At 52.5% G+C, this 25,947-nt stretch carries 23 protein-coding genes; 10 read left to right on the top strand and 13 right to left on the bottom strand.

The window, feature by feature from the left end:
• Window positions 1-288: 288 nt before the first annotated feature.
• Both GYMC10_RS30460 and GYMC10_RS30455 read right to left on the bottom strand, forming a co-directional pair.
• The gene (locus GYMC10_RS30460) at window positions 289-1,296 is read right to left on the bottom strand and encodes a sensor histidine kinase (protein ID WP_015737944.1); all 1,008 of its coding nucleotides are present in this window, start codon (window positions 1,294-1,296) and stop codon (window positions 289-291) included.
• Complete coding sequence (locus tag GYMC10_RS30455; RefSeq protein ID WP_015737943.1) at window positions 1,293-1,994, bottom strand: response regulator transcription factor; 702 nt, start codon at window positions 1,992-1,994, stop codon at window positions 1,293-1,295. Before GYMC10_RS30455 ends, GYMC10_RS30460 begins: the two co-directional genes overlap by 4 nt.
• Window positions 1,995-2,159: 165 nt before the next feature.
• Between GYMC10_RS30455 and GYMC10_RS30450 the strand changes: the two genes are divergently transcribed.
• Window positions 2,160-3,575 carry a hypothetical protein gene (locus GYMC10_RS30450; RefSeq protein ID WP_015737942.1) on the top strand — a complete coding sequence of 472 codons (1,416 nt, stop codon included), beginning with the start codon at window positions 2,160-2,162 and terminating at the stop codon, window positions 3,573-3,575.
• 41 nt (window positions 3,576-3,616) lie between these two features.
• Here the strand turns inward: GYMC10_RS30450 and GYMC10_RS30445 are convergent, their stop codons facing one another.
• The 5 genes from GYMC10_RS30445 to GYMC10_RS30425 form a co-directional block, all read right to left on the bottom strand.
• Window positions 3,617-4,822 carry a Ger(x)C family spore germination protein gene (locus tag GYMC10_RS30445; protein WP_015737941.1) on the bottom strand — a complete coding sequence of 402 codons (1,206 nt, stop codon included), beginning with the start codon at window positions 4,820-4,822 and terminating at the stop codon, window positions 3,617-3,619.
• On the bottom strand, window positions 4,819-5,928 hold the full coding sequence (locus GYMC10_RS30440) for a spore germination protein (protein WP_015737940.1): 1,110 nt from the start codon (window positions 5,926-5,928) through the stop codon (window positions 4,819-4,821). The genes GYMC10_RS30445 and GYMC10_RS30440 overlap by 4 nt, the downstream gene beginning before the upstream one ends.
• 30 nt (window positions 5,929-5,958) lie before the next feature.
• Window positions 5,959-7,626, bottom strand: coding sequence for a spore germination protein (locus tag GYMC10_RS30435; RefSeq protein ID WP_015737939.1), 1,668 nt, complete (start codon window positions 7,624-7,626; stop codon window positions 5,959-5,961).
• 230 nt (window positions 7,627-7,856) lie between these two features.
• Entirely contained in the window at window positions 7,857-10,049 is a 2,193-nt protein-coding gene (locus GYMC10_RS30430) for a GH92 family glycosyl hydrolase (protein WP_015737938.1), read from the bottom strand.
• 35 nt (window positions 10,050-10,084) lie between these two features.
• Window positions 10,085-11,179: a GntR family transcriptional regulator gene (locus GYMC10_RS30425; protein WP_015737937.1), complete on the bottom strand. Its 1,095-nt coding sequence runs from the start codon at window positions 11,177-11,179 to the stop codon at window positions 10,085-10,087.
• 484 nt (window positions 11,180-11,663) lie between these two features.
• On the opposite strand from GYMC10_RS30425, the gene GYMC10_RS30420 reads away from it, so the two are divergent.
• Together GYMC10_RS30420 and GYMC10_RS30415 are read left to right on the top strand one after the other, a co-directional pair.
• Window positions 11,664-12,143, top strand: a complete 480-nt coding sequence (locus tag GYMC10_RS30420) for a MarR family winged helix-turn-helix transcriptional regulator (protein WP_015737936.1) — start codon at window positions 11,664-11,666, stop codon at window positions 12,141-12,143.
• Between the two features lie 205 nt (window positions 12,144-12,348).
• On the top strand, window positions 12,349-12,879 hold the full coding sequence (locus GYMC10_RS30415; protein WP_015737935.1) for a cysteine hydrolase family protein: 531 nt from the start codon (window positions 12,349-12,351) through the stop codon (window positions 12,877-12,879).
• A 21-nt stretch (window positions 12,880-12,900) separates the two neighbouring features.
• Here the strand turns inward: GYMC10_RS30415 and GYMC10_RS30410 are convergent, their stop codons facing one another.
• From GYMC10_RS30410 to GYMC10_RS30400, 3 genes are read right to left on the bottom strand one after another with little or no spacing between them, the layout of a single operon-like run.
• On the bottom strand, window positions 12,901-13,704 hold the full coding sequence (locus GYMC10_RS30410) for an alkaline phosphatase family protein (protein WP_015737934.1): 804 nt from the start codon (window positions 13,702-13,704) through the stop codon (window positions 12,901-12,903).
• Window positions 13,705-13,761: 57 nt separating this feature from the next.
• Window positions 13,762-14,613 (bottom strand): DMT family transporter, encoded by an 852-nt coding sequence (locus GYMC10_RS30405; RefSeq protein ID WP_015737933.1) that lies wholly within the window; start codon window positions 14,611-14,613, stop codon window positions 13,762-13,764.
• A gap of 3 nt (window positions 14,614-14,616) precedes the next feature.
• The gene (locus GYMC10_RS30400) at window positions 14,617-15,387 is read right to left on the bottom strand and encodes a DeoR/GlpR family DNA-binding transcription regulator (RefSeq protein WP_015737932.1); all 771 of its coding nucleotides are present in this window, start codon (window positions 15,385-15,387) and stop codon (window positions 14,617-14,619) included.
• Window positions 15,388-15,579: 192 nt separating this feature from the next.
• On the opposite strand from GYMC10_RS30400, the gene GYMC10_RS30395 reads away from it, so the two are divergent.
• Window positions 15,580-16,539, top strand: a complete 960-nt coding sequence (locus tag GYMC10_RS30395; RefSeq protein WP_015737931.1) for a metallophosphoesterase family protein — start codon at window positions 15,580-15,582, stop codon at window positions 16,537-16,539.
• Between the two features lie 90 nt (window positions 16,540-16,629).
• Here the strand turns inward: GYMC10_RS30395 and GYMC10_RS30390 are convergent, their stop codons facing one another.
• Both GYMC10_RS30390 and GYMC10_RS30385 read right to left on the bottom strand, forming a co-directional pair.
• A complete protein-coding gene (locus tag GYMC10_RS30390; protein WP_015737930.1) occupies window positions 16,630-17,235 on the bottom strand; it encodes a TetR/AcrR family transcriptional regulator in 606 nt (201 codons plus the stop codon).
• A gap of 59 nt (window positions 17,236-17,294) precedes the next feature.
• Window positions 17,295-18,776, bottom strand: coding sequence for an NAD(P)/FAD-dependent oxidoreductase (locus GYMC10_RS30385; protein ID WP_015737929.1), 1,482 nt, complete (start codon window positions 18,774-18,776; stop codon window positions 17,295-17,297).
• Window positions 18,777-19,090: 314 nt separating this feature from the next.
• Between GYMC10_RS30385 and rlmN the strand changes: the two genes are divergently transcribed.
• The 6 genes from rlmN (at window position 19,091) to GYMC10_RS30355 (ending at window position 24,884) form a co-directional block, all read left to right on the top strand.
• Complete coding sequence (gene rlmN, locus GYMC10_RS30380) at window positions 19,091-20,152, top strand: 23S rRNA (adenine(2503)-C(2))-methyltransferase RlmN (RefSeq protein ID WP_015737928.1); 1,062 nt, start codon at window positions 19,091-19,093, stop codon at window positions 20,150-20,152.
• Between the two features lie 150 nt (window positions 20,153-20,302).
• Window positions 20,303-20,773 (top strand): hypothetical protein, encoded by a 471-nt coding sequence (locus GYMC10_RS30375; protein ID WP_015737927.1) that lies wholly within the window; start codon window positions 20,303-20,305, stop codon window positions 20,771-20,773.
• Between the two features lie 269 nt (window positions 20,774-21,042).
• Complete coding sequence (locus GYMC10_RS30370) at window positions 21,043-21,336, top strand: DUF6509 family protein (RefSeq protein WP_009592692.1); 294 nt, start codon at window positions 21,043-21,045, stop codon at window positions 21,334-21,336.
• Window positions 21,337-21,842: 506 nt separating this feature from the next.
• Window positions 21,843-22,784: a macrolide 2'-phosphotransferase MphI gene (gene mphI, locus GYMC10_RS30365; protein ID WP_015737926.1), complete on the top strand. Its 942-nt coding sequence runs from the start codon at window positions 21,843-21,845 to the stop codon at window positions 22,782-22,784.
• A 297-nt stretch (window positions 22,785-23,081) separates the two neighbouring features.
• Window positions 23,082-23,618, top strand: a complete 537-nt coding sequence (locus GYMC10_RS30360; RefSeq protein WP_015737925.1) for a GNAT family N-acetyltransferase — start codon at window positions 23,082-23,084, stop codon at window positions 23,616-23,618.
• 447 nt (window positions 23,619-24,065) lie between these two features.
• A complete protein-coding gene (locus GYMC10_RS30355) occupies window positions 24,066-24,884 on the top strand; it encodes a GNAT family N-acetyltransferase (protein WP_015737924.1) in 819 nt (272 codons plus the stop codon).
• A 61-nt stretch (window positions 24,885-24,945) separates the two neighbouring features.
• Here the strand turns inward: GYMC10_RS30355 and GYMC10_RS30350 are convergent, their stop codons facing one another.
• Complete coding sequence (locus tag GYMC10_RS30350) at window positions 24,946-25,836, bottom strand: LysR family transcriptional regulator (protein ID WP_015737923.1); 891 nt, start codon at window positions 25,834-25,836, stop codon at window positions 24,946-24,948.
• Window positions 25,837-25,947: the final 111 nt, after the last annotated feature.

The following is a 25,947-nucleotide window of genomic DNA, read 5'->3' as shown; positions in this document are numbered from 1 at the left end:
TATTCGTTATCAGCAGAGCTGATGAAATTCTATATCGCAAGAAAACCTACCTTTGAATCGCGGTCGCTCATCCTTGATTGGCCTCGATTGGTTTTCTTATCAAAAGGCGAATTTTTTGAACAACCTCTCAGTGTAGCCTAACTCTACCGCATACCGACATGCTCCTGCTATGGATTTAGGTGAAACGGAGCTTACATCTGCCATAAGGTTATGTTCGCATATTCTGTTCGTATCCTGAGATGCCGGCATGAAGTTTAAGCTTAACCGCCCCATGAAAATAAGGCACACCTATGAAAAAGATGTGCCTTGGATTGCTGCAGTGCGCAGCGTTAAGATAACGGTGGTTCCCTCACCGAGCGTGGATTCCAGTTCGACGGAATGGTCAAGCTTATGGGCGATTTCACGGACTAGATACAGGCCCATGCCGGTGGATTCATGATATTGCCGGCCGCGCTCGCCGGTGAAGTAGGGATGGAATACCCGGTTGATGTCCTCCGGTGCAATGCCGATCCCCTCATCGCGGATACGAAGTTTGATGTGTTTCCCTGCTTCTTCTGCAGTGAATTGAATCTTCTTGCCGGGGCTGCCGGAGTAGTTCACGGCGTTTGTCAGAATTTGACCCAGCATAAATCGAAACCATTTGGCATCCGTGTAGACGGAGATCCGATCATCGATGCGAAACACCGGGGTAATCCCTTTGCGAATGAATAGCTTTCGGTTCTCCACGACGGATTCGCTGACCGCGGCACGGAGTCCGACGGCTTCTACCGCGAAGTCCTGCTCGAACCGGTCCAGGCGTGCGGTATAGAGCACCATTTCGAGGCCTTTGCGTATTCGTTCAAGCTCTTCCCGTATATGTTCGGCGGGTGCTTCTTCGACTTCATCGAGCGTTAATTGAATCACCGACAGCGGGGTCTTCATCTGATGAACCCAGCGGTTGACGAAGGCCAGATGCTGGTCGGTTCCGCTTTGATGCCGATGCAGCTGTTCCCGGTATAAGCGTTCATAATGGCTGATCCGCTCGTGGATCGCTTCCGGCAGCGGCGCATCGCCCAGAGGAGGATTGGAGAACTCCTCCGAAAGTTCCTGGCTGGAAAGCTCTTGATACATCGTGCGATGAGAGAGATACCGGTACACCAGATAGACCAGCAGCACGACGCTGCTCAACAGTACCCCGTATAGTACGACAGTAAAGGGTCTGCCTTCACCGGTAAGCCAGTACAGCAGGGGGACAAGCAGCATTTGAACGGCAAAAAACAGCATGAGCGGGAGGTGCTCCCTCAAAAAAAGTTTCATAGGGTCTCCTTGCCTGTCATGAACCGGTAGCCTGCTCCCCGGACGGTTTCGATGAGATCCCCGGCTCCGAGTTCACGAAGCTTGCGGCGAACCCTCGTAATATAAACATTCAACGTATTGTCGTCAATGAAGTGCTGATCTTCCCACATTAGGTCCAGGAGCCGCTCGCGGCTGACCACGCGGCCGTCTTTTTCCATGAGCATCGTCAGCAGGGCAGCTTCCTTCTGAGTTAACTCGGCCGAACGGTCTCCATAGGTCACGAGGAGTCGCTCGGGATACAGGAGGAGGCCGGCGCTTTCAACGGTAGGCTCCTCCTCCTGGCCGGAGGCATAGGCGCCGACCGCGCGGCGCAGGTGGCTGCGGACTTTGGCCAGGACAAGCTCCATGTCAAACGGCTTCGTAATATAATCATCGGCCCCGTTTTCGAGCGCCATGATCTGGTCCATGCCGCTGTCGCGTGCCGAGATGAAGATGATCGGGCAGTGGGATTGGGTGCGGATTTGCCGGCACCAGTAGAATCCGTCGTATTTCGGCAGATTGACGTCCAGCAGAACCAGATCCGGCTTCGTCTCCGCAAAAATGTCCATCACGCGGTTGAAATCTTCGATAATCCGTACGTTGAAATCATATTTGGAGATCGCTGACCTTAGTTTATCCGCGATTCGTTCATCGTCTTCCACAATCAGAATGGTATACATGTCATCAACTCCTTTAACGCAAAGCAGGGGCTTGCATTCACTATACCACACCCTTCCCGGAGATCCGTAAGCGTATGATAAGTACGGGTCATGAACCCTTGCCCAGGCCCATGCATAAGATGTAGTCACACAAAACCTGCTGCCTGGGAAAGGGCGTGGCTTCATATGGGAATTCATCTAACCGCGATTCACTGGGTTTACCTGGCGTTTATCGTATTGATCATGACGCTGTTGATCCGGCGGCGCGATACGACGCTGGTTTGCATTACCGGAATATTCGCGCTTGGCATTCTGGCAACGGAGACGCTGAGCGGCTCGGTCTCCGGCGTATTTAATTCATTTATCTACGCGACCAAAGAGCTGATGGGCACGATCATGATTATTTCCATTATCGTGGCGATGAGCCGGGTCTTGATCAAGACGGGGATCAACGAGACGATGGTAGCCCCGTTAACCCGTTTTCTCCGAACTCCGGCTATGGCTTACTGGGGCATCGGGATCATCATGATGGTCACCTCCTTTTTCTTCTGGCCGTCACCGGCGGTGGCGTTGATCGGAGCGGTCCTGCTTCCCGTTGCCATCCGGGTCGGCTTGCCTGCCCTGGGAGCAGCCGTGGCGATGAATCTGTTCGGGCACGGCATCGCGCTATCGGGAGATTATATCATTCAAGGCGCGCCTAAATTGACTGCCGATGCAGCCGGATTGCCTGTAGCCAGCGTCATGGCCGCGAGTGTGCCGCTCGTGATCGTGATGGGGCTGGTGACGACGGTGGCGGCATTTTGGATGATGAAGAGAGATCAGCGCAATGGCAGCTGGAGGGATGGATTGGTCTCCATCAAAAGCACGGGAGACGCGCTGACCACGCGTACCGATGAGGATGATACCGTTGCAGCCGTTTCTCCCGGCATGAAAAAATGGCTGGCCATCGCGATCCTGCTCCTGTTCGCGGCAGACGTCGCGGCCATGTTCATCTTGAAGCTGCAAGGCGGAGATGCGACGGCCCTGGTAGGCGGAACAGCCGTCCTGATCCTCGGCGTCATTGCGCTGGTCGCTCATCGCAACCGCGGTTTGGAGAAGGTCACCTCGTATTTGATTGAGGGCTTCATGTTCGGATTTAAGGTGTTCGGTCCCGTCATTCCCATTGCGGCTTTCTTCTATCTGGGGGATGCTGCGTTCAGCGATCTGTTCGGCAAAGTGCTTCCGGAAGCATCCCATGGGATCGTGAACGACCTGGGGGTTGCCCTTGCGAATGCAGTACCGCTGAACGGCGCCGTGGGTTCGGTGACGTTGACGATCACCGGTGCCATTACGGGTCTGGACGGTTCGGGCTTCTCCGGCATATCGCTCGCCGGCTCGATCGCGCAGTTGTTTGCCACGGCCATCGGCTCAGGGGCGGCTACCCTGACCGCGCTCGGCCAGGTTGCCGCCATCTGGGTAGGCGGCGGGACGCTCATTCCGTGGGCACTGATTCCGGCCGCCGCCATCTGCGGGGTCAGCCCGTTCGAACTGGCAAGACGGAATCTGAAGCCGGTGCTGCTGGGCCTTGCCGTTACCACGGTCGTAGCAATGTTTCTGGTGTAAGCCAAGGCAAAAGAGCGCTGACGGTATTGCGTCAGCGCTCTTTAATCCGTTGAGGAACCGAAGTCCGTGATCTTCATGTCGACTTCATACGTAATTGGGATATGGCTAAAGGTTTCATCCCAATCCTTCTCTACTTTTTTCCACAATTTTGGATATTTGATTCGGATCTGATCGGCAAAGCCCCCAACGTCTACATGATAGACATGCTGCATTTTATCCAGAACCTGTTCGATCTGTTTACGGGCTTCTTCTTCAAACAGTCGTTCCAACTCTCTCATATATTGCTCGGTTGTGGGAATCTCCGGAAAGCTCCAATCCTCAATTAATCTGCCTTCCGAACGGACCTTGATATGAAATGATATTTCGTCTCCCTGAATCTTGGGGATAATGGTGCTGTGGGAATTCTTGGGCTCATAAATAACGGTATGTCCGGTTTTATGCGCGTACGTTTTCAGCGCCCCTCCCTTCACGTCCTCCTTGATCCAGGATAAGCCTTCAAGATCATATTGGCTTAGTTCCCCGATAAATTTCTTGGTGTTGCCTTTGAATACGGCGGCACCCGAGAATTTATGCTCGCTTTGCGCGGTAACGACATTTTGCAGCAGGAAGCTCTCTCCCGACTGCATGGTGCTATCCAGCTTTATGAGTGACATCGGGGGAAGGATTTTGTTGGAACGATATCGGTTGTCCACAAGTCCCATCAAGTAGAAAGCGGGAATTTCCCCGGGCTCGGTGGAGCTCAATGCTTCAAGTGCACTCCGGTGGCTCACCACCACCATGCAGCTGGGGCGGATATCATTATCGCGGAGAATAAAATCAAGGATCTGCTCTAGGCTGTACCGTTTGGCGAGTTCGCTTGAAACGACGATGACCTTGAGATGATGGCCGATCAGCGGACGGTCTCGTCGCAGAGCAAATTGGCGGAAGATCTGAATAAGGGAATCTCCCGTTAATTGTTCATTCAGGTAGGCCTTGCTTGGGGGTGACGAGCTGGATCCGCCTTGTTTCTCGCTCTTGCTCGTAATCGGGGGCACGATCTGGACCGTCGCCGTCAGCACTTTCCTTTTGGGGTAAGATGCCCCTTGTTGGTTGATCTCCCGTTCGAATCGGGATTCATTCGCTGCATCCAGTCCTAAACCTACATAGACGCTGACATCCTCGATCTCGTTGCTGCTCCAGCATCCGGTTGTCAGCAGCAGCAGGACGCTGGCCGTTACTATCGACACGCATCGTTTATATCTGTTCATTTCGGCTTCCCCCCTTTCTTGCGGGCCTTACTGATCAATAATAGGATGAGTGGCAGTCCTCCGAATAAATATATCGACATATAACCTACGGTATCTCCCAGCTTGAACGTCTCCGACACATCCTTCGGCACCATGGCGATCAGGAAGATCACCGGAAGCATGATGAAGAGGATGGGGCGTATATTCTTCTTCAGCAGCTGGGAGAGCCCTAGAGAGGCTGCGTAATGCGCGACCGTAAAGGTCGAGAATATTTGCATGATCCAGATGACAAGCAGCAGGGATTCAAAGCGCTCGAATATCAAGCCCTGCATCTCGAAACTCCGCATTAAGTCCAGCGTGGGCCAGGTTCTCTTCTGTACGCCGTGAATGGAGAGCCCGCCAATGACCATGATGACGGTGATCAAATAGATCACCATGGGAACCGTAATACCGACGAGCATAGCCTTGGTGCCTTTCTTGGGCGACTTCATGAACGCCATGGCAACAAACATGATCTCGTAACCGGTGAACGATAACAGCGAGGGTTTAATCCCTTTCAGCACGGGCATGATGCCCGAGCCAAGCACCGGCCTTAAATTTTTGACGTCGAATATGCTGCTGCTCAGCATAATTGCAATAATGAAGAACAACAGCGTAATGGGCAAAATGATCTCGTACATTCTGGCGATGCAGTTGATCCCTCCTGTGGTCAAATACAGACCGATCCACATAAACGTCATCACGATGATCCATACGGGTGTGCCCTCAAGCAGGTAGAGCCCCGTAACTTCCGCCATCACCCGGATTTCAAAAGCAGAAATGGTAATGAGATAAGCAATGACCAGCAAGCTCAACAGGAAGGCCACCCATTTACCAGTGATTTCGGGCACGAATTGAAAATAGGTTTTTCCCTGAAATCTGCGGCATAGCGTCACGACGATGAATCCGGCCAGCATGATGATCATGCCGGAGATTAGAATGGATATCCATACATCCGGGGTTTTGGCAGCCTCTACCGTCGTTCTCGGGAGCGTGAGAATACCGGCGCCCAGCATGTAGTTAATGATCATGACGGCAGCCTGGGAAGTGGTAATTTGGTCTTTGGTCTGTAAACTGGAGCTGCTCATGGTCCTCACCTCATTTCGTGCTTGGAATGATTAGTTTCGACGATCGGGATCCTGCGGTTTTAACAGTTGGGGGCGTTTCTTCATCACCTTCAAGGGGAAGCGGATGAGGAAATCCTTCAAGTCGTTGATACCGTAAGGCACCATGGGGCTTGCGTAAGGCACGCCAAAGCTCTTCAATCTGACCAGATGACTGCACAGCAAAAGGAAGAACATCACGACGCCGAACAAACCGAGCACTGCCGCAAAGAACATCGCGGTAAACCGGAGGACGCGCAGTGTAATGCCGGCACTGTAGACCGGGATCGTGAAGGAGGAGATCGCGGTTACAGCTACGACAATAACGAGAAACGGACTGACAATTCCGGCATTTACGGCAGCATCGCCAATAATCAGACCGCCCACGATGCCCATCGCAGGTCCAATGGGTTTCGGAAGCCGGATCCCGGCCTCCCGCAAAATTTCAATGGCGATCTCCATGATGAGCGCTTCGATGATCGAGGGAAAGGGCACGCCCTGCCTCGTCCCGATAATAGTCAACGCCAGCTTGGTGGGTATCAGCCCGGGATTAAACGAAATAAACGAAATGTACAGTGCGGGTGCCAGCAGCGCCAGAAGGGCGGAGAGAAAGCGCAATAAGCGGACAAAGGAGCCCGAGATCCATCTCTCGTAATAGTCTTCAGGCGATTGGAGCAGCATGCTGAACGTGACCGGCACGATTAACGCGTAGGGCGTGCCGTCAAGAAGGATGGCTACCCGCCCCTCCAGCAAAGCGCCGATGACCCTGTCCGGTCTCTCGGTATTTTGGATTTGCTGAAAAGGACTCATGACGTTTTCTTCAATCAATTGCTCGATGTATCCCGATTCCAGCGGGTCGTCGATTTCGATTTTCCGGATGCGCGTAACGACTTCATCCACCAGATTGGGGTCGGCGATGTCCTTCATGTAGGCGACGACCAGATCTTTCTTTACCCGGTTTCCGACCTCGAATCGGGTGAGCTGAAGACTTTCATTTTTTCCATGAAGCCTAAGCAGGCCTGTATTGTCTGACAATCTTTCGGTAAATCCGATACGGGGACCTCGAAGAAGGGCTTCCGATAGAGGCTCTTCTACGTTTCGGCTTTTTCCCTTCGCCGACCCCACCAAAAAGGCTCCTTGCATTCCATCCACCAATAAACAGGGCGTGCCTGCAAGAACGGCTTGTACAAGGTCCAATAATTGACGAACATGCTTAATCTCACATACCGGCAGCATCTGGCTGCTGATGTAGGCTTTGATGGCATCGCTCGAATCATTAAAGTTGTCGTGCTCCGTTTCCGGAACCCCCTCCAGCATCAGGGGTCTTATAAGATGGGTGTCGATGAGGTCGCTATCCAGCAATCCGTCCACATATACGACGACCGCCCGCGTTCGCGTGCCCCGTATCGTAAATTCTCTGATTTCCACGTCCGCATTGTCACCGATCGCTTGGCGAACCGACGTGATATCCGTGTCGTAAAGTCCCGTTAGGGAAGCGTCTGGCGAGACGCTATCCTCCCTCACGGGTGAAGAGGGGATGTTAGGCTTTAGGGAAAAGCTTGAGTTGATTGACTTGTGAAACCATTTGGAGAACATCAGCATCACGACGGGGACAAAAAAGAGCAGAAAGGCTTGGAAAAATATCGTCCACTTCGGAATATAAGACGCAATGACGGACCACACCGATAATCACCCCGCAGTTTCTTAGCAATTGGGTCATAATGCGAATCATGTGTATTGTTACCCGAGGTGATCTTGAAAATTCCTGTATTTTCAATATTAGAGAAGGGGACCCACGGGTCTGCCTTCCAATGATGACGAATTGCGCTGGAAAACTGGATACGCAAAAAAAAGGCATCCCCCAGGCCGCTGACCTGATGGATGCCCTTATGATGCGAGTTAAGCTGAAGCTCTTACTTCTTCGATATCGAGAACGGCAGTTCCTCCGCACTGTAATGACGGTAGCTTGGAGCCAATCCAAGACGGAAATCGAGGGATTTGCCTGCCAGAATATCCTCATGCGTAATGTACAGTTTAGTGTAATCCTGTCCCTCCAATTGCACGTTCGCCACGAAATTGGACTGCGGATTGTTGTTGTCGGTATGAATCAACATCTGTTTGCCGTTTGGCAGCTCAATGCTCACGCTGTCGAACAGCGGGATGCCGAGCACATATTCATTGCTGCCCGGACATACCGGATAGAAGCCCATGGAGCTGAACACATACCAGCCGGACATGCTGCCGTTATCCTCGTCGCCCGGGAAGCCGTCAAAGCCGCTGTTGAACAGGTTCGACATCAGCTGTTTGAGGATCACCTGGGATGATGCGGGCTGCCCTACATAGTTGAACAGATAAGGAATATGGAAGCTCGGCTGGTTGGAAATCGCCAGCTGGCCATAATCGATGGCGGCCATCTCGCTCATCTCATGAATTTCAAAGCCGTAGCCCCGGACGTCGAAGTCTGGCGCTTTGTTGCACAATTCGGTAATTTTGTCGAAAAAGCGTTCTTTCGAACCATACGCTTCGATCAAGCCTTGGAAATCCTGGAATACGGCAAAGCTGGTTTGCCAAGCGCTTCCCTCGGCATAATCGAGTCCCCAGCTCGTGTCGTTGAAATTCGGACGGAACTGGCCGTTCTGATCTTTGGCCCGCATGAAGCCGGTCTCCGCATCAAAAATATTCTGATAGTTGAGCGCGCTTTGTCTGTACTGCGCGGCTATGTCCGACCGGCCCAACACATCGGCCACGCGGCTGATGCAGTAGTCGCTGTATGCGTAATCCAGCGTGTGGTTTACGCTCTCATGATAGCTGCTCGGAACGTAACCGTACTTGATGTAGTCCAGCGTTCCTTGACGTCCATAACAATTCTGTCCGCTCTGCGTGGTGGCTGCGGTCAGCATGGCCTCCAGCAGTTCCGGCAGCAGATGCTGGGCGAGTCCCTTAGCCGCCGCATCCGCGATGACCGCGTCAATAAGCGTGCCCGGCATCAGTCCGCGCTCATCCGGGGACAGCCATTTTGGCAAGAAGCCGGTCTCGCGGTAAGAATTCAGGAAACCTTCCAGCATTTCCTCATATTCCTTCGGCGCGATGATGGAATAGAGCGGATATACGGTCTTGTAAGTATCCCAGAAGCCGTTATTGGTATAGAGCACGCCCTTCTTGACGGATCGGGCCGTTGTGTCGTAATGAACCGGCTCCATATCGGCATCGAGCTCATAGAACTTCTGCGGGAACAAGAACATGCGGTAAAGGCAGGTATAGAAAGTGCGCATATATTCCTCGTTCGGGTGAGTGACCCGGATTTTGTTCAGGTAATGATTCCAGGCTTCCGCCGCCAATTCTTTCTGTTCGTCCAAGGTTGTGTCGAGCTCGCGCGTCAGATTAAGCTCCGCTTGCTCCTGGCTGATGAAAGAGGTCGCCAGCTTAACATCCAGCGTGCCCCTTTCACAGTCTTTGAAGCGAATGACGACATGCTGGTCCGCATTGACGAAAGCGACCTCCGGGAAGAACTGGCCTTCGGCGTCGTAGTAACCGGTCGCAGAGAGATCCACGTCCTTGCTGAAGCTCATGGCCACGTACATGCGGAATCCTTTATCGTGACAGTCTGCGAAGTTGCTGACATAGCCGGTGATTCGGCGCTGGGCAGCATCCACCCGAAACTCGCTTTGGTTATGGATGTTTAGCACGAGGCCAGCCTGCTGCCCGGAATTGTATTTGATGCGCAGCGACGCGCCATAGCAGCTCGGTACCAGCTCCGTGGTGATGTTGTAGCGCTGCTGCTTCACTTTGAGATAATGAGGCTTGAATATCGCTTCCTCCGGCCGATAGGAGCTTTGGCAGGTGAAGACGGAGCCCCTGATTTTGTCGTCTGCGATCGGAGTCATCAGGAAGTGGGCGAAGTCGCCCATCCACGGGCTCGGCTGGTGCGTCAAGCGAATGCCTTGGAAGATCCGGTCATTGGGGTTGAAGAACCAGCTTCCTTCGTTTTTGGTCTGCACGACATAGTGGTTCATACCGAACGGCACACCCGTGTAAGGGAGTGCATTCCCGTTGGAAAAGGTATATTGATTGTTGGTGCCCTGTCTGGTATCGACATAGTTCAACATGTAAAAGTCTCCTTTGTTATTGAGGAATAGGCGGATTATAACTTCTTCACGGTCTGGCGTTCCATGAGCCGAACGGGAATCACCACATTCTCAAGAGGGTGTTCCAGAGGGTGCTCTATGAGGGATATGAGGTTCCGTGCAGCCTGATATCCCATCTGTCCAAAATCCTGCGATATGGTGGTCAGCTTGGGTTCAACGAAGCTCGCGAGATGAATGTCGTCAAAACCGACCACGGAGAAATCGTCCGGAACGGACAAGCCCAACTCCTTGGCGATTTGAATGATCTCGATCGCAATGAGGTCATTCTCTGCCACAATCCCCGTAATTCCTTGGTTCACGACGGACTGAAGAAACTGAATATAGTATTCTCTGCCGTTGTCGTGGTCATGGGTTAAGTAACGGTCGGTCAAGTCATTGACGCTGTAATCGATCAGGCTGTAATCATACAGAGCCTTCAAGTAACCGAAATAACGCTCCCGGATGGAAGAGGAATTCTCTACCTTCAAGGAGGAGATAAAGGCGATTTTTTTGTGATTGTTCTCAATCAGATGTTTGGAGGCTTGGTATCCGCCGCCAAAGTTATCGGAGACGACCGACAGGAAGGGGATGCCTTCAATGCACTTGTCCATCGTCACAAGCGGGTACTTTGCCAGGTGATATTGATACAGAATCCCAAGGTCCGAGATGCTGCTGATCGGGTAGAGGATCAATCCGGAATAGGCGCTTTGAAGCGCAGACTCCAACAGCTTGCGCTGCCCGACAATCGTGTTGGACTGAATGTTCAAGCTATAGTCGGTCGTTGCGAGATATTCATTGATGCCTTTCTCGTAATCGCCGAGTCCCGGATTATGGGCGAACGGGAGAATCAGCAGAATCTCTTTGCCAGTCTTGCTCAATGGTCGGTGATCAGCCTTAGCGTCGCTTACGAAGCTCCCTTTGCCCTGGATCCGGTAAATCAGCTTGGCATTCTCCAGCTCGTTCAGCGCTCTCTTCGATGTAATCCGGCTGACCTTATATTCCTTGGAAATCTCGGCTTCGGTCGGAAGCTGGTCTCCAGCCTGAAGCTCTCCGGATTCAATCTTGGCTGTTAGAGCGTTGACGATATGTTGATATAGTGGAATTTGTTCCATATGAGATCACCTCGCTAAATTTGATATATCATTTTTCAGGAAGAATGTCAAAGTTTAAAGATGTATTTGAATAAGATGATACGGTTGTTATGGTTGAGCGGCTGGAGTGGGAATTCCCGATATGTGTCAGACGGGGTTATTAAAGTATGGTTGCTATTATAAGGATAGTCTCCCTGGTCATACTTCGGAATGAAACGTGCGCCGAGCCGCTAAATAGAGAAGATGAGCACTGAAATATCGATTAAATGATATGTCCTTTGATCAAAAATAAGGGATATTTGATATATCGAATATAAGCTGTATGTATTCAGCGGAGGACCTGCATCCGGCACATTTATTATTCCCGTAATCATGCTGACCCTTGGCATATTGCATCTTGGCAGCCTTGATGCTTGCTGGTATCAGCTTTATGTACATGATTTGACAGCTTATCATTTGAGTGATAAATTGACTGTGATTACGATAGAGGAGGTCAATGGAATCAATGAAGCAATTGGGATTTCATCAGGAGAACCGGTTAGCCATGCTGTCATGGATTCGGATCACCCGGTTTCAGCAGATCGGCAATCACATCTCGAATGAGTTTTTGCAGCCTTTCTGCATTACCGTTGCCCAATTCGACGTGCTGATCCAGGTCATGGCCCACCAACCTCTATCTCAGCAGGAGCTGGCCGAATACCTGTCCATCAGCGGCGGCGGCGTTTCCCACATGGTGAAACGGCTGGAGAAGCTGGGCCTGATTGTCCGCAAGCAGGATTGGAAGGTGAAGTACATCTCGCTAACCGAGAAGGGACAAGCCTTGCTGGAAGAAATTATCCCGCTGCTGTCGGATTTTCAAACCTCCATGTTTGATATTTTGGATGACCAAGAATTACAGCAGCTTTACAAGACCATGAGAAAGCTCCATCAGTATAACTTAAAGAAGAAGTCGGCAAACCCTCGGATTCGCGTCGAAGAAGAGTAGCGGAGAGGAACCATCACTGCTCTTATAGCGATACCCGGATGGGCGATCAGCCATGATAAGGAGTCCCCTTAAGAGCGGATTCCTTTTTTTGCGTGGAAGGGTACTCCCTCCTTAAGAATGAGACACAAATTTTGATATACAAGTCGGGAACAAACGTTCTATAATGGAAAGGGATGATTATGATCTGTACGGGAGGTTGTTATAGTTGAAGAAGAGCGCGCTGTTGGTCATTGATGTGCAGAATGAGATGTTTCAAGTAAATGATCCGGTGTACGAAGGAGATCGATTGCTCCATAATCTCAAGCAGCTGATCGCAAAAGCGAGAAGCGGCGGCATTCCTGTTATTTACATCCAGCATAATGACGAAGGGTTGAAGGCAGGTTCGGAGGCGTGGAAGATTAATCCTGAGATCACGCCTGCGATGTCGGATACCGTCATTCAGAAGACAAGACCGGATTCCTTCTACCATACGACGCTTGAGGAGGAATTGAAGAGGCAGGGCATCGAGCATGTAATCCTTGCGGGCATGCAAAGCGAATTATGCGTGGATACCACCTGCCGGAGAGCATCCAGTTTGGGCTATGATGTCACGCTGGTGTCCGATGCCCACAGCACCTGGAACAATTCGGCGTTAACGGCGCAGCAGATCATTGATCACGTGAATGCAACGCTAAGATGGTTTGCGGACATCAAGACAACGGAAGATGCCCTTTGTACAGAAGAAGCCGGCGCGTAAATGCCGGCTTTTTATTTGGAGTTAGAGTATGCCTTCGGGCACTTTTCCCTCCCAGCAAGCCTGAGCGGGCAGTCCCAGGACGTGACCGATGACGACGGTCGTGTCCATGATGCTGATCGGTGCTTCGATAAGGCCGGGCTTTACGTCTGGGCCCGTAATTCCCCAAGTAATGGTCATATCCATGGGGTGATCACTTCCGTGATCGTTAGGATGTGCGCCTCCTCCGCCGTGATCCGTGACCGTAAGGATCCAGGTGTCTTCCAGCAGCTGCTGATCTTCGAGTGCTTTGACTATCATGCCTACGTACTGATCGGTTACGGCAATTTGCTCCAGCTGCTGATCCGTAGCGAATCCGTGCTTGTGGCCGGCGCCGTCGGGGTGATCCAGCTGAATGAACATCAGCTTGAACTCGGGCTGTTGATGAATATAATCGACGATGGCCTCCGCCAGCTCGGGGTCCGGTTTGGATTCCATATGAACGTTAATCGTATTCTCAATGATTCCCGTGTTGATCGGTGCCCAGCAGCTGAATGCAGACAAAGGGGCATCCGGCCATTGCCGGCGAGCCAGCTTGAACAGCGAGGCATAGGGGAAGTCCACCGGAATCCTTCCGTGGATCGCCCGGTCATTATCAAGACCATGTCGATCCGGTTTTACGCCGTATAACAACGAGCCCCAACATTCGGCACTAATGCTCGGATATACGGTCTGAGCATCGTAAGAGTATGCTCCTGCCTTCAGCAGAGCGTGAATATGCGGAGCGTCCGCGTTTTGAATGAACCCGCCTGCTCCATCAATTCCAAGAATAACGACACGGTTAGCCATCGATAGATCCTCCTCGGTATGAACATTTTGATCTTCATGAATTCATGCAGACGATTCCTACCCCCATAGGGCAATCGTGATGATGCCTATCGTGATGAGCGCAGACATGACGATTCGCCGCCAGCCTTGCTGTTCGCGCAGCACGATGATGCCCAGAACGGTGCCGAACACCGTGCTGATTTCACGGACCGGGGCAATGTGGGCAAGCGGTGTGAGCCGCATGGCAAACAGGAACAGCAAGTATGAACCCGGTGCCAGGATGGAGCCCAGCAGAATCGTGCGCCAGTTCACCGACCATTCTCGTGTCAGCTGCCTGGACAGCGCCACGGGAACGACCAGGGCGACGAAGTAACTGATGTTGGATAACTGGATCAGCGAGACGGGGGAGACCCCTGCATCCAGAATGGCTTTGTCGGTCAAGGTATATCCGGAAATGCAAAGCCCGACCAGACAAGCATATAACAAGGCTTTGGGGTTTACGCTGGATTGGCCCCTGAGTCTCAAACCCGATAAAGCAAACAGCGAAAAAATGATAAGACTCAGCCCCATATAGCCTGCCGTGCTTAATTGTTCATGAAACAACACGAGGCTGCACAGCGAAGTCAACATCGCGCCAAGCCCCCGCATGAACGGATACACTTGAGACATGTCGCCATGGGTATAGGCTTTGGAGAGCAGCGTGATATAGCAGCCTTGAATGGTCATGGACAGCAGCATAAGACCGTAAACGGGCAGTTCCAACCGCAGCCCCGACATCTCCACGACAAAATAAGGCATCAGAAAGACTAACGTGACGGAGTGGATGCACCACAGAAATACCGATTTATGAATGCTTCGCTTCGTAAACAGATTCCAGAGGGCATGGGTCAGTCCGGAAGACAGCACCAGCAGCAGTGACAGCAGCTCCATCAGCTATTGTCCTATGAGCACTTCGATGCCGCGGGCGGACAGATTATCCATCCATTCCCGTGAACATCCTTGATCCGTGATGACCATGGAGATATCATCCAGCTTGGCGAGCTTCGAGAACGTGGTTACCCCAAGCTTCGTATGGTCCGCCAGAACGATGCCTTCCTCCGCACGCGCAAGCATTTTTCGCGAGATATAAGCTTCGTCCAGATCATAATCGGTAATGCCATCGGTTAACGAGATCCCGCCAACCGAGATAAACGCTTTATTCACCTTGAACTGCTCCAGCAGCATTTCGGTAAGAGGTCCGGTTGACGCTTGCTTGGTCCGATCCATATCTCCGCCGATAAAAATAATCCTCCCCTGAAACATCTCCATCGCGAGGTTCAATATAGGCAGCGAATGGGTGATGACCGTGACATCAGGCCGGTCTTTAAGATAGCGCATGACCTCAATCGTGGTCGTCCCGTTATCGAGCAGAACGGTTTCGCCATCCTTGACAAGGGAGGCGGCGAGTTTGCCGATCGCGGCTTTTTCTTCCGCGCATGTCTGAGAACGGCTGGTGAAGGACGGCTCGATATGTCCGGAACGCGATTTGACGGCACCGCCGTAAACCTTGCGCAGTTGGCCTTCTTTCTCTAACCGGTCCAAATCCCTCCGGATCGTTTCGGCGGATACCTCCAGCTGCTCTGCCAAGGCGTGGACTTTCACCTTGCCTTCAAGCTCCAATTGATTCAAAATCTTCCCTCTGCGCTCCTCATAGGTTACGGACATAAATGCATTCGCCTCCATGTGATATATGACTGATGATGACCGAAGTTGTGGATTCGATCCTATATTAGGATGGATAATTGACAATGTCAACAAAAATCATTGACTTTGGGGCGTTTTCTCCTCTAATATACACATAAAACCACAACAACCAACATGAAAACCACATGTCCAAGTAAAAGGAGGCAATGTGCGATGAAGCCGATTCTTCGATTCGGAGACGATCATACCTTCAAGATCGTGCAGTTTACAGATATTCATTGGAAGAATGGGGAGCCGGAGGATCTGATGAGCCGGCGCTGCATGGAGACGGTGCTCGACCTGGAGCAGCCCGATCTGGTGGTGTTTACGGGCGATCTTATTTATTCCGGCGAAGCCGACACCGGTTATAGAAAGTGCCAGGATCCGGCGCAGGCCTTCAAGGATGCCGTGTCTGCGGTGGAGTCCCGCGGAATCCGCTGGGCCTTCGTATTCGGGAACCATGATACGGAGGGCGAGATCACGCGCGAAGAGCTGATGGATGTCGCCATGCAGCACGCTTATAATTGCGCAGAGCACGGCTCGCCGGATATTCATGGCGTAGGGAATTATACGCTGCCTTTATACGGAAGTAACGGAGAAGAGACGGCGGCCGTTTTGTACTTCTTCGACTCAGGGAGAGAATCTGAACACCCTGCCGTTCCGGGGTACGATTGGATCCGGCGCGACCAGATCCAGTGGTATGAAATGGCGTCCCGGGCATACAGCGCCAAGCATCAGGGGAACCCGCTGCCGTCATTGGCTTTTTTCCATATCCCGCTGCCGGAGTATCGCGAGGTGTGGGAGCGGAGGACGTGTTATGGCAGCAAGTTTGAGAGGGTATGTTGTCCGGAGGTGAATACCGGGCTGTTCGCGGCGATGCTCGAGCGAGGGGATGTAATGGGCACGTTCGCAGGACATGATCACATCAATGATTATTGGGGCGAACTGCACGGCATCCGCCTCTGCTACGGCAGAGCGACCGGGTATGGCACATATGGCCGCGAAGGCATGCTCCGGGGGGCAAGGGTCATTCGCCTGCATGAAGGACAGCGGCAGTTCGACACCTGGATCACGCTGAGCGACGGCTCGCAGATCCGGGAGCAGGAGAAGCATGAACCCGGGACGTCTGACTGATACACGACACGCACGGCAGTAACAAACACACCTCTTATGAACATGGCGGTTATGAACCCGGCCATTTCATGAGAGGTGTGTCTGTTTGCGTTATTTTCCCTGTCCGTTCGTAAGCATGCGCAGCAGCAGCTCCGCTCTAGGAGGCGTATAGCTCGGATCCTCCTGGGACTTCAGCGTCATTAATCCCGACAGCACGGATAAATAACAGGCCGCCAGTTCTCTCAGATCGCCAGCCGCGATCTCTCCTGCCTGCTGTCCGGCTTCGAACAGCGGCATGAGCTGATCCACGAAGGCATGGATGGAATAGCTCTCGATAATCCGTTTGGCCTCTTCCGGCACGCCATCCGAGGTGCGTGCTTGCTGAATCAGCATGAAGTGCGAATTATCGTCCTCTTGAAGAATCATGGAGGTCAGCAATGTAATTTTCTCAAGAGGGGTACCGGGCACGTCATAGATGTCGGAGAGCGCGTGCCGTGCCTCATCCATTGACCATTGTACGAGCGTAATGAACAACTCGTCTTTGGATTTGAAGTAATGATAAAGCAGGCCGTGACTGACCCCGGCTTCGCCGGCGATCATGCTCATTTTGGTTCCGAAAATACCTCTTTTTGAGAATACTTTGATGGCTGCTCGCATGATTTGTTCTTTTCGTTCGTCGCGTATTTGATGCAGTTGTTCTTCATTCAACGGGGCCATTTCTTGTCAATCCCTCACCATGGTATTCTCTTGCTGATATCCACAATAACGCATTTGAATTATTCGGGCAATCCCATGGTTAAGGGCAGGAATTCCGTATTGAAAGCGGGGATGATCTGTTCCAATAGCTCTTCCAGCGGCACGCCGGCCTCTTCCAGCGCTTGATGGAGCCAAGCGTTGCCCTGTCCGGAACGATCCGCATTCACGATGGCGGTGATGCTTTTAGCATTAAACAGATCATTAGGCGAAGCGAGCAGGCCGGTGACCATCATGTACTGCTCAAATACGGCCATGTCGTGATGGCTGTAAGCCAGTTCCTGGCATATGTCGAACAGCCTCTGGGCAAAAGAAAACCCTTGGGCGGACAAGCGGCCTTCGTATTTCACGCCTGCCCATCTTAGATCGGCCGCTGCACTAAGCCACCATGCAGGTTCTATGGCGGATTGAATCTCCTGAAGTGCCGAACGCTCGAATCCCTGTTCAAGCAGGACTCCTTCCTGCTTAGACTGCAAGCAGCGGTCCAGCGTGTCTGCCTGGATAGCCGCCACCGTCATGCCTTGGCCGAATATCGGATCGAAGCTGCAGAAGGCATCGCCAAGCACTAGAAGACCGGAGGGCCAGTCTTCCATTTCCTCGAAATGCTGTCTCACGTACTCTTCGATCCGGTAGCCTCGCGGACTCGAAACAGGCTCCAACTGCTCAAGGAAGTTTCCGATGGCGGGTCCGAATAGATCTTGGGCTTCCTGATTGTACAGGTCGCTTTCGGTTGTCGGATAAGATGCCCCTCCCGCTCGATACAGCACGATCTCAGCAAGCTGATTCTCGATCGGATTGAAGACGGCCGTGCCGATGCCGAGAGCGGGGTCTCCTTCGTTCACGATGGTGCTCCACGCCGCATGGATTTCCTCAGGCACCTTATAATGCCGCGTGCTATAGCCGAGAGAGATGTGCAGCCGTTCAGCCTCCGGTATCGCATAACCGAGGTCCTGCAGCCAATCAGCCAGCTTGGACCCGCGACCGCTTGCATCCACGACGATATCCGCATTCATATGAAGGAACGCCGGCTCCTTGACGTTCCTGTCCCGGAACACAACGCCGGTAACGGCCTTCTTGCCGGCGTCAAACAGCAATTGTTGCGCCGTCAGTTTCGGTAAGAGAGTAACGTTTGGCAGTTTGGCCACTCTGCTGCGAAGGGTCCACTCCAGGAGGGATCGGCTGCATCCCGCATTAGGCTCATCGGGCAGTTCCAGCGTGCCGAAACGGTTGGTCATTTTAACGGACTTTTGCGCTCGGGGGTGAGCACCCTGCTGAAGCAGTTCCTCGGTTATGCCAGGGAACCATCGTTCAACGATCATTTTGCCGCGTTCAAGAAAACGGTGGGGATGATAAGCCTGCGGCGTACCGGCTCGATTCTCCGGACCTGCGGGAAATTCATCCCGATCGGCGATGACCACCTCCTCATAATGCCTCGATAACACGTTGGCGGTGAATAGTCCGGCTATGCCTCCACCAAGAATCAGGGCTTTTCCTTTGGAATTCATTTGTTTACCTCCAATGTAGATTGATTTAATCAGTCAATCTTAAACGAAAAAATACCATCTGGTTTTCTGACTTGGACGAAGGTGACGGACTGACTGGGAGTGAGCTCCCTAAGAATAAACGAGAAGTTGTAGTTCTTTCCGTCTCCCTAAATTATGATTGATTCAGTCAGTCAATAATAAGATAAAGGGATTTCCTGGATATGTCAATCCCGTTTTGTGTCAAAGAAGCGTGAATTGCCTATAACTCCCCTTGTGTTCCCCTCGGAATTTTGGGACAATAAGGAGTGGACTATGAATAGAAAGAGGACCAATCAATGAACAAACCATCCATTTATGGATTAACATTAGATCAGTTGACGGCTTGGCTAGGCGAGCGTGGACATAAAAAATTTCGGGCAACGCAGGTGTGGGAATGGCTGTATCGGAAGCGGGTAACGTCTTTTTCCGATATGACGGATGTGCATCCGGAATGTCTGCAGCTGCTCGAGGAACATTATACGATCCTGACCTTGGAGGAGCATACCAAGCAGGAGTCTCTGGACGGCACGGTTAAGTTTCTGTTCAAGCTGGTGGACGGCAACCTGATCGAGACCGTATTGATGCGGCATAAATTCGGATTGTCGGTGTGCGTGACCACACAGGTCGGGTGCAATATCGGCTGCAGCTTCTGTGCCAGCGGGTTGCTGAAGAAGAGCCGGGATTTGTCCGCAGCGGAAATCGTGGAGCAGGTCATGCAGGTTCAGCTTCACTTGGATCGGAGAGGCAGCAGCGAACGGGTCAGCCATCTCGTCGTAATGGGGATCGGGGAGCCTTTTGACAATTATGAGAACATGTCGGATTTCATCCGCGTGATCAAGGATCATAAAGGGCTTGCGATTGGCCCTCGTCATATTACGGTATCGACCAGCGGGCTGGCTAACAAAATCGTCGAGTTCGCGGACAGCGATCTGGGCGTGAATCTCGCCATTTCCCTGCATGCGCCGAACGACGAGATCCGGACCCGCATCATGAAGATCAACAAAGCGATTCCGATCGAGAAACTGATGGCAGCGATTGATTACTATTTGGAAAAAACGAATCGCCGCATCACGCTGGAGTACATTCTGCTGAAGGATGTGAACGATCAGCGGGAGCATGCGCTCGAGCTGGCCGAGCTCGTGGGCGAGCGCCGCAATCTGGCGAACGTGAACCTCATTCCGTACAACCCGGTGGATGAGCACAGCCAGTACCAGCGCAGCACCAAAGAATCGATCACCGCATTTTACGATACCTTAAAGAAACAGGGCATCAGCTGCAGCGTGCGGCTGGAGCATGGCACGGATATCGACGCAGCCTGCGGACAGCTGCGCAGCAAGCAGATCAAGAAGGCTCAGTAACAAGCAGACAACGGGCATCTCTTGGAGGCATTACCAACGCACCATGGGTTGCCGAGAAGTAAGGGCGTATCCATTCGTATGGGTATGCTCTTCTTAAATTGGGTCCGGTAGGTGGCCTATACGAATCCATCGCGAGAGGAATGAGCAGAAATGCCGGAGATTCATCCAATCATCAAAAAGCTGCAGTACAAGGACCTCGGCCAGCCGGTTCTGATGCTTAACGCACCGCAGGCCTATCAAGAGGTCATCAGTTCCCTGCAGGGAGATGTTCATACGGAGCCTGTGCAAGCACCGTACGACTTCGTGCAGGCCTTTGGGACAAGCAATGAAGAATTACGGCGGCTGGCCGAGATTGCAGCCGGCTCCGTGGCGGATAACGGCCTGCTCTGGCTGTGTTACCCCAAGAAGACGTCCAAGACGTACAAGAACTCCGATTGCAGCCGGGAGAGCGTTACGGGCATCCTTGCCGACGAAGGCTACGAGCCCGTTCGGCAGATCGCCATCGACGAGGATTGGTCCGCCTTGCGTTACCGCAAAGCGGAGCTGATCAAGACGATGACCCGATCGTTCGCCGCAACCGCGAAGGGGAAGGAACGGACCGGTCAAGAGGACGGCAAGTGATCGGCTTCAGGGATATTTTTATAACCCGAATCAGCAAAATGACCCCTGCGAGGGTCATTTTGTCTTCCTAATACGTGCTCTTCTTGGGTGGTCTTCTTTTTTTACCGTAAGTCAATTCGGTGCAGCTCGTTAAAGGTATGCGCTGATAGAATCGTAAATTGGGGAACGGCCTCGGGTTCCGGCAGAGGCAGTCTTTGAGCAATTAGAAAGAGTGTAGGGATGGGCGCTCTCTTGTGTATAATAAGCAGAGTGATAGAAAGGGTGGGAATATGTTAACGATCAAAGAATACAGCGTCGAGCTGGTGAAGGACCCGTTTGGAATCCTGACCGGCAAACGCTTTGAGTTTGTATGCGATTTGGACGTGCCGGAGGATGACGAGCTCTATTCGGAGCATGGCGTCTACCTGCGAGTGATCTACCTGGATGATGAGGATGCTTCGCGTATCGTCAAATACGATTTCTATGAGCGCACAACGGATCAGTATCTGGATTTTGATATGGAGCCCGAGGAAGAGGAAGAACTCACGGCTTTTTGCAGGGAGCATTTGCAGGAAGAAGCCTAAGGCATGATGATGCGGTTAGAAAAGCGCCATTGAGGGCTTCATTGCTCATCCCGTGTGAACTTGCGTGTTATGCGTCACCTTATAAAGGCAGCAAACTGCTCAAGAAGTTCTTGCAAAGATTTCGTGGTTTTGGTAAAGTTATACACAACTTAGGATGAACGGAGGGTTACGTATGTTGGATTATTCCCGATTGAGATCTTTTCGCGGCTAATGAAATAGCGCTAAAGAGACCTGCACAGTTGCAGGGTAATCGGGATGGGTCCGTCATTTTTACGTAACCCATTTTTATGATATGTCTATAGGAGTGCATGTTTTTTCATGTGCGGGACAAGAGGTGTCTTCACCTTCCCGTATTTGAACGTGTATTCGAGTAGGCATTTCCAGGAACGGTGGACGGTAAGGTCCCGTTTCGGTTACCCAGCACAGGCAGCTCGTTGCCTGTGCTTTTTTTGTTGTGATGACGGCCTATTACGATATCAATGAAATATGGAAGGGATGGATTCCTTATGACAATAGCTAAGCCCAATGACGATTATACGCAAGTGATCCAAGAGATGCTGGAGATAGCCGGTAAGCACGGGGTGAATTTGAATCCCGAAGGCATTGAGATGAATGAATCCGGGATGGACTTTCTCGTTGGATTTGCGGAGGAGGCCAAGACCGGGGCAAGGTGGATCCTGCGGAAGCCGAGAAGAACGGATGTGCTGGACAGGGCGGATAATGAGGCACGAGTCCTGAAGCTGATCCAGTCCCATCTGCCGGTCGACGTGCCGGATTGGCGCATATATACGCCGGAGCTCATCGCCTACCCGCTGCTCGGCGGGCAGCCTGCCGCTTCCGTCAGCATGGAAGGATATGCATTTAATATGGATGCCGAGAATCCGGGTGAGCCGTTCGTTCACTCCCTGGCTGAGGCACTGGTCGCCCTGCACGGAATCGACCACGATGCAGCCCGAGCCGCAGGCCTGCGGGTAAAAAGCCCCCAAGAAGTTCGCGAGGAGACTGCCCGAAACATGGACGACATCAAGGCCCGCCTAGGCGTTTCCGAAACGCTCTGGGAGAGGTGGCAGAAGTGGCTGGGAGACGATTCTTACTGGCCAACGCATTCCGCGCTGATCCACGGAGATCTTCATCCGCCGCATATCCTGATTGATGAGCGCGTGCGGGTTACCGGGCTGCTGGATTGGACGGAGTCGGAGGTAGCCAGTCCCGCCAAAGATTTCGTGCTGTATTACGCCATATACGGCGAGCATAATCTTCGTGTCCTGTTGGATCGGTATGAACAAGCGGGAGGAAAGGTATGGCCGCGCATGTTCGACCATATTGTCGAGCAGCATGCGGCTTATCCCGTGCTGATCGCCCAGTTCGCGCTCCTTACGGGTCAGGAGGAATATATGACGATGGCGCGGAATGCGCTGGGCTTGACGGAGCAAGCTGGTTCGAATTAAGAGGACGGGGAGGGGCGAGGTGCTCGATCCGATCCACCCTGATTCCGCAGAAATTAAAGAGCCAACCGACGCATACATTCGGTTGGCTCTTTGCATGATATAAATAACAGAATTCAACATAATTTTGGATGAGCCGTAGGACATATAATGAAATCGTGGTGAAATAAGGAGTAGGTTTAACGTATTTTACTCCATTTCGTAACGCAATTTACATACCTGTAAACCTCTTGGAAGAGTAAATATGTTATCCTAGACATACTAAACTTACATACATCATTCATTAAGGAGGGATTGACCGTGAATATTGAGGTACGTTTATGCCCGAAGGAACAGTCATTTATTCTGCATAACATATATCCGCTGTACTTGCATGACATTGCTGAGATATGGGGGGTCCGTCCTAACCGGTTCGGTGTATTTGAAAAAGAGGATGTGCCGACCTTAAGCGAGCAGAGCAAGCAGCTCGATGTGTGGTGGGAGCAGCCGTCGGTTCTTTTTCCTTATCTGATATCCGTAGATGGCATTGCGGCAGGGTTGGCCCTGGTGGCGACCACGCCATACATTCCATCGCCGAATATCCAGTACTACTTGAATGATTTTTTTGTGCTTCGGACTTTTCGAAGACAAGGTGTAGCCCAACGAGCGGCTGAGCTTGTGTTCGATCAGTTCCAAGGCGCATGGGAGCTTCAGACGAATCCGACCGAGCGCAATATGAGCACCCAGATTTTTTGGCGCAAAACGTTAAACACGTACACGGGCGGACGGTATACGGAACATGATGGCGTCCATCCGGAGAAGGGGGATATGCTGGTCTTCCGTTTTAATAACAAATAAGACGGGGACTTAAGCATCCTAGTTGGAATAGGGCTTGACAGCCGGATGATGCCGGGATAAACTGAGTTAAATTTTTCGAAAAATGCTTGGATGAGGACGCCAAGATCGCAAAGGAAGCTGAATCAGAGAACTGCTGGGCGGTGCGAAGCAGTCAGCGGCGATGAATTGGCCATCACCTTGGAGCAGATCCGCCGATTTATGTTGAGGCGTATCCGGGTTTACCCAGCCGTTACCATGGGGCATCATTGATGGATGATGACAAGAGTGCGTGCCCGGCTAGCCGGCACGAATCAGGGTGGTAACGCGGAGACAAGGCTCCGTCCCTACAGGGGACGGGGCTTTTTTGTGCTTTGGGATGCCGGAGACGCCAAAAGGCGGCGGGGCCGTCGATCGGTCCACCACTTGGGTCGGGCAGGGAAAGATCATGGGAAGAGAGAGGGATGAATCATGTTAACGAAGCTGATGCCACAGGACGAGGCGCTGTGCCGGGAAGAATTTATTCGGGATGAGGTATCGTACAACCTGATCCATCTCATTGCCGGGTCGCCGCAGCGTATTGGCCTGAAATCGCCGGACGGACGCATGATCTATGCGCAGTCGCCCCGCGGGAACGCCTGGTTATGGATATCCCGGGACGTTACCATGGATCGGCGGCAGTTTCTGCTTCGAGAACTGGTCAGCGAGCTGGGGGAAGCAGCTCTGCCGGGCGTAACGGGAGAACCGGGCGTGGCCGAGCAGTTCGCCAGCTGCTACGCAGAGGAGCGCCATGGAGCCTACCGTCATCAGATGACGATGGAGTCTTACCATGCCCCCACCGTCAAGAGCCCTTTAGGCGTAGAGGGGAGGATCAGACGAGCCGCTGTGGAAGATACGCAGAAGGTGGCCCGGTTTCTGGTCGGATTCTCGGAAGATGCTTATGGGGTCCGAGCGAATGCGGCAAGCCAGGTCGAGACCGCCGAACGACTCATTCAGCAGGGCGGGTTATATGTATGGATGGCCGGCAGCCACACGGTATCGATGGCCAACATTGCGCACCGGTCGCCAAGACACGGCCGCATCAACGCGGTGTACACGCCCAAGGAGGAACGAAAAAAAGGGTATGCCAGCGCATTGGTTGCAGACCTTGGATCTATCCTGCTGCAGGAAGGATTGGTTCCCATGCTGTACGCCGACCAGGCCAACCCGGACTCCAACCGGCTGTATCAACATATCGGGTTTACCCGATGCGGGACGATTAGCGACCTCAAGTTTGTCCACAATGGATAACGAAGCCCCGATGCGGCAAGGCTTGGACAAAGCTGGGGAAGACGAGGGGCCTCAACAAGTGTTATTCTATAAAGGTAGCTAGAAAATGCCGGGCCCGATTGGACAGGACATGATCCCTGAGCCAAACAATGCCCACGTCCGATTGGAAATCAGCGCTTGTAATGGACAGCGTCCGGATGTCGGGAATCGCGAAGGAGGACATGACCGACTCGGGCAAAATGGTGGCGCCAATGCCTTCGGCTACCAAAGCGACGATAATGGCAACGCTGGAGCATTCGCATATGACGCGCGGCTCAAGTTCGCCGCGTTTGAATTCTTGAATGACCCGCTCATGCATCCCGATCGTCTGATCGGTTTTTAAGGACAGGAACGGATATTCCGCCAGCTCGCGCATCGAGATTTCCGAATGGGAGGCAATGCTCTCCCAGCTGCTTGGAATGACCGCGACGAACGGGTCGGAGGGCAGGGGCTGAACGGCATAACGCTCGGGCCCGAAGCTGGATTCGAACGGAAGCCGGGTCACTGCGAGCTCGATATTGCGCTTGTCGAGCTGATCGGCCAGCAGGGAATGGTCGCCTTCCCGAATCTTGAAGGTGACCTCGGGATATTGCTGCCGGAAGATATGGATGCGCTGAGGCAGGAGCGAAATGCAGGAGACGACGGCACCGATGGAGAGCATGCCGCGGACTCCCGCGTGGATCTCTTTCACCTCGGTCAGCGTTTCATTGAACTGGTTCAGCAGGGAGGCGGCCCTGCTCTGCAGCAGCTCGCCTGCGTGGGTGAGCTGAAGCTGCTTGCCGCTGCGTTCAAACAGCAGGACGCCGAGTTCTTCCTCCATCAGCTTCAGCTGACGGCTTAATGGAGGCTGCTCCATGTTAAGCTGTTTAGCCGCACGCGTGATCTGTCCTTCCTGGGCGATCGTCAGGAAATATCGCAGCTGCCGAATGTCCATTTTTCATACCCCCTCTCCATACCTTAAAGGTATGGTATCCCTATAAATCAGATATTTTTAATATAGGGCATCGATTGATATGATTCAACTAATAACGTTTGCAAAATAAGG

The organism is Paenibacillus sp. Y412MC10 (genome assembly GCF_000024685.1).
Taxonomy (GTDB): domain Bacteria; phylum Bacillota; class Bacilli; order Paenibacillales; family Paenibacillaceae; genus Paenibacillus_AQ; species Paenibacillus_AQ lautus_A.
The sequence above is the reverse complement of the archived record's forward strand: the minus strand, read 5'-3'. Positions and strand labels throughout refer to the sequence as shown.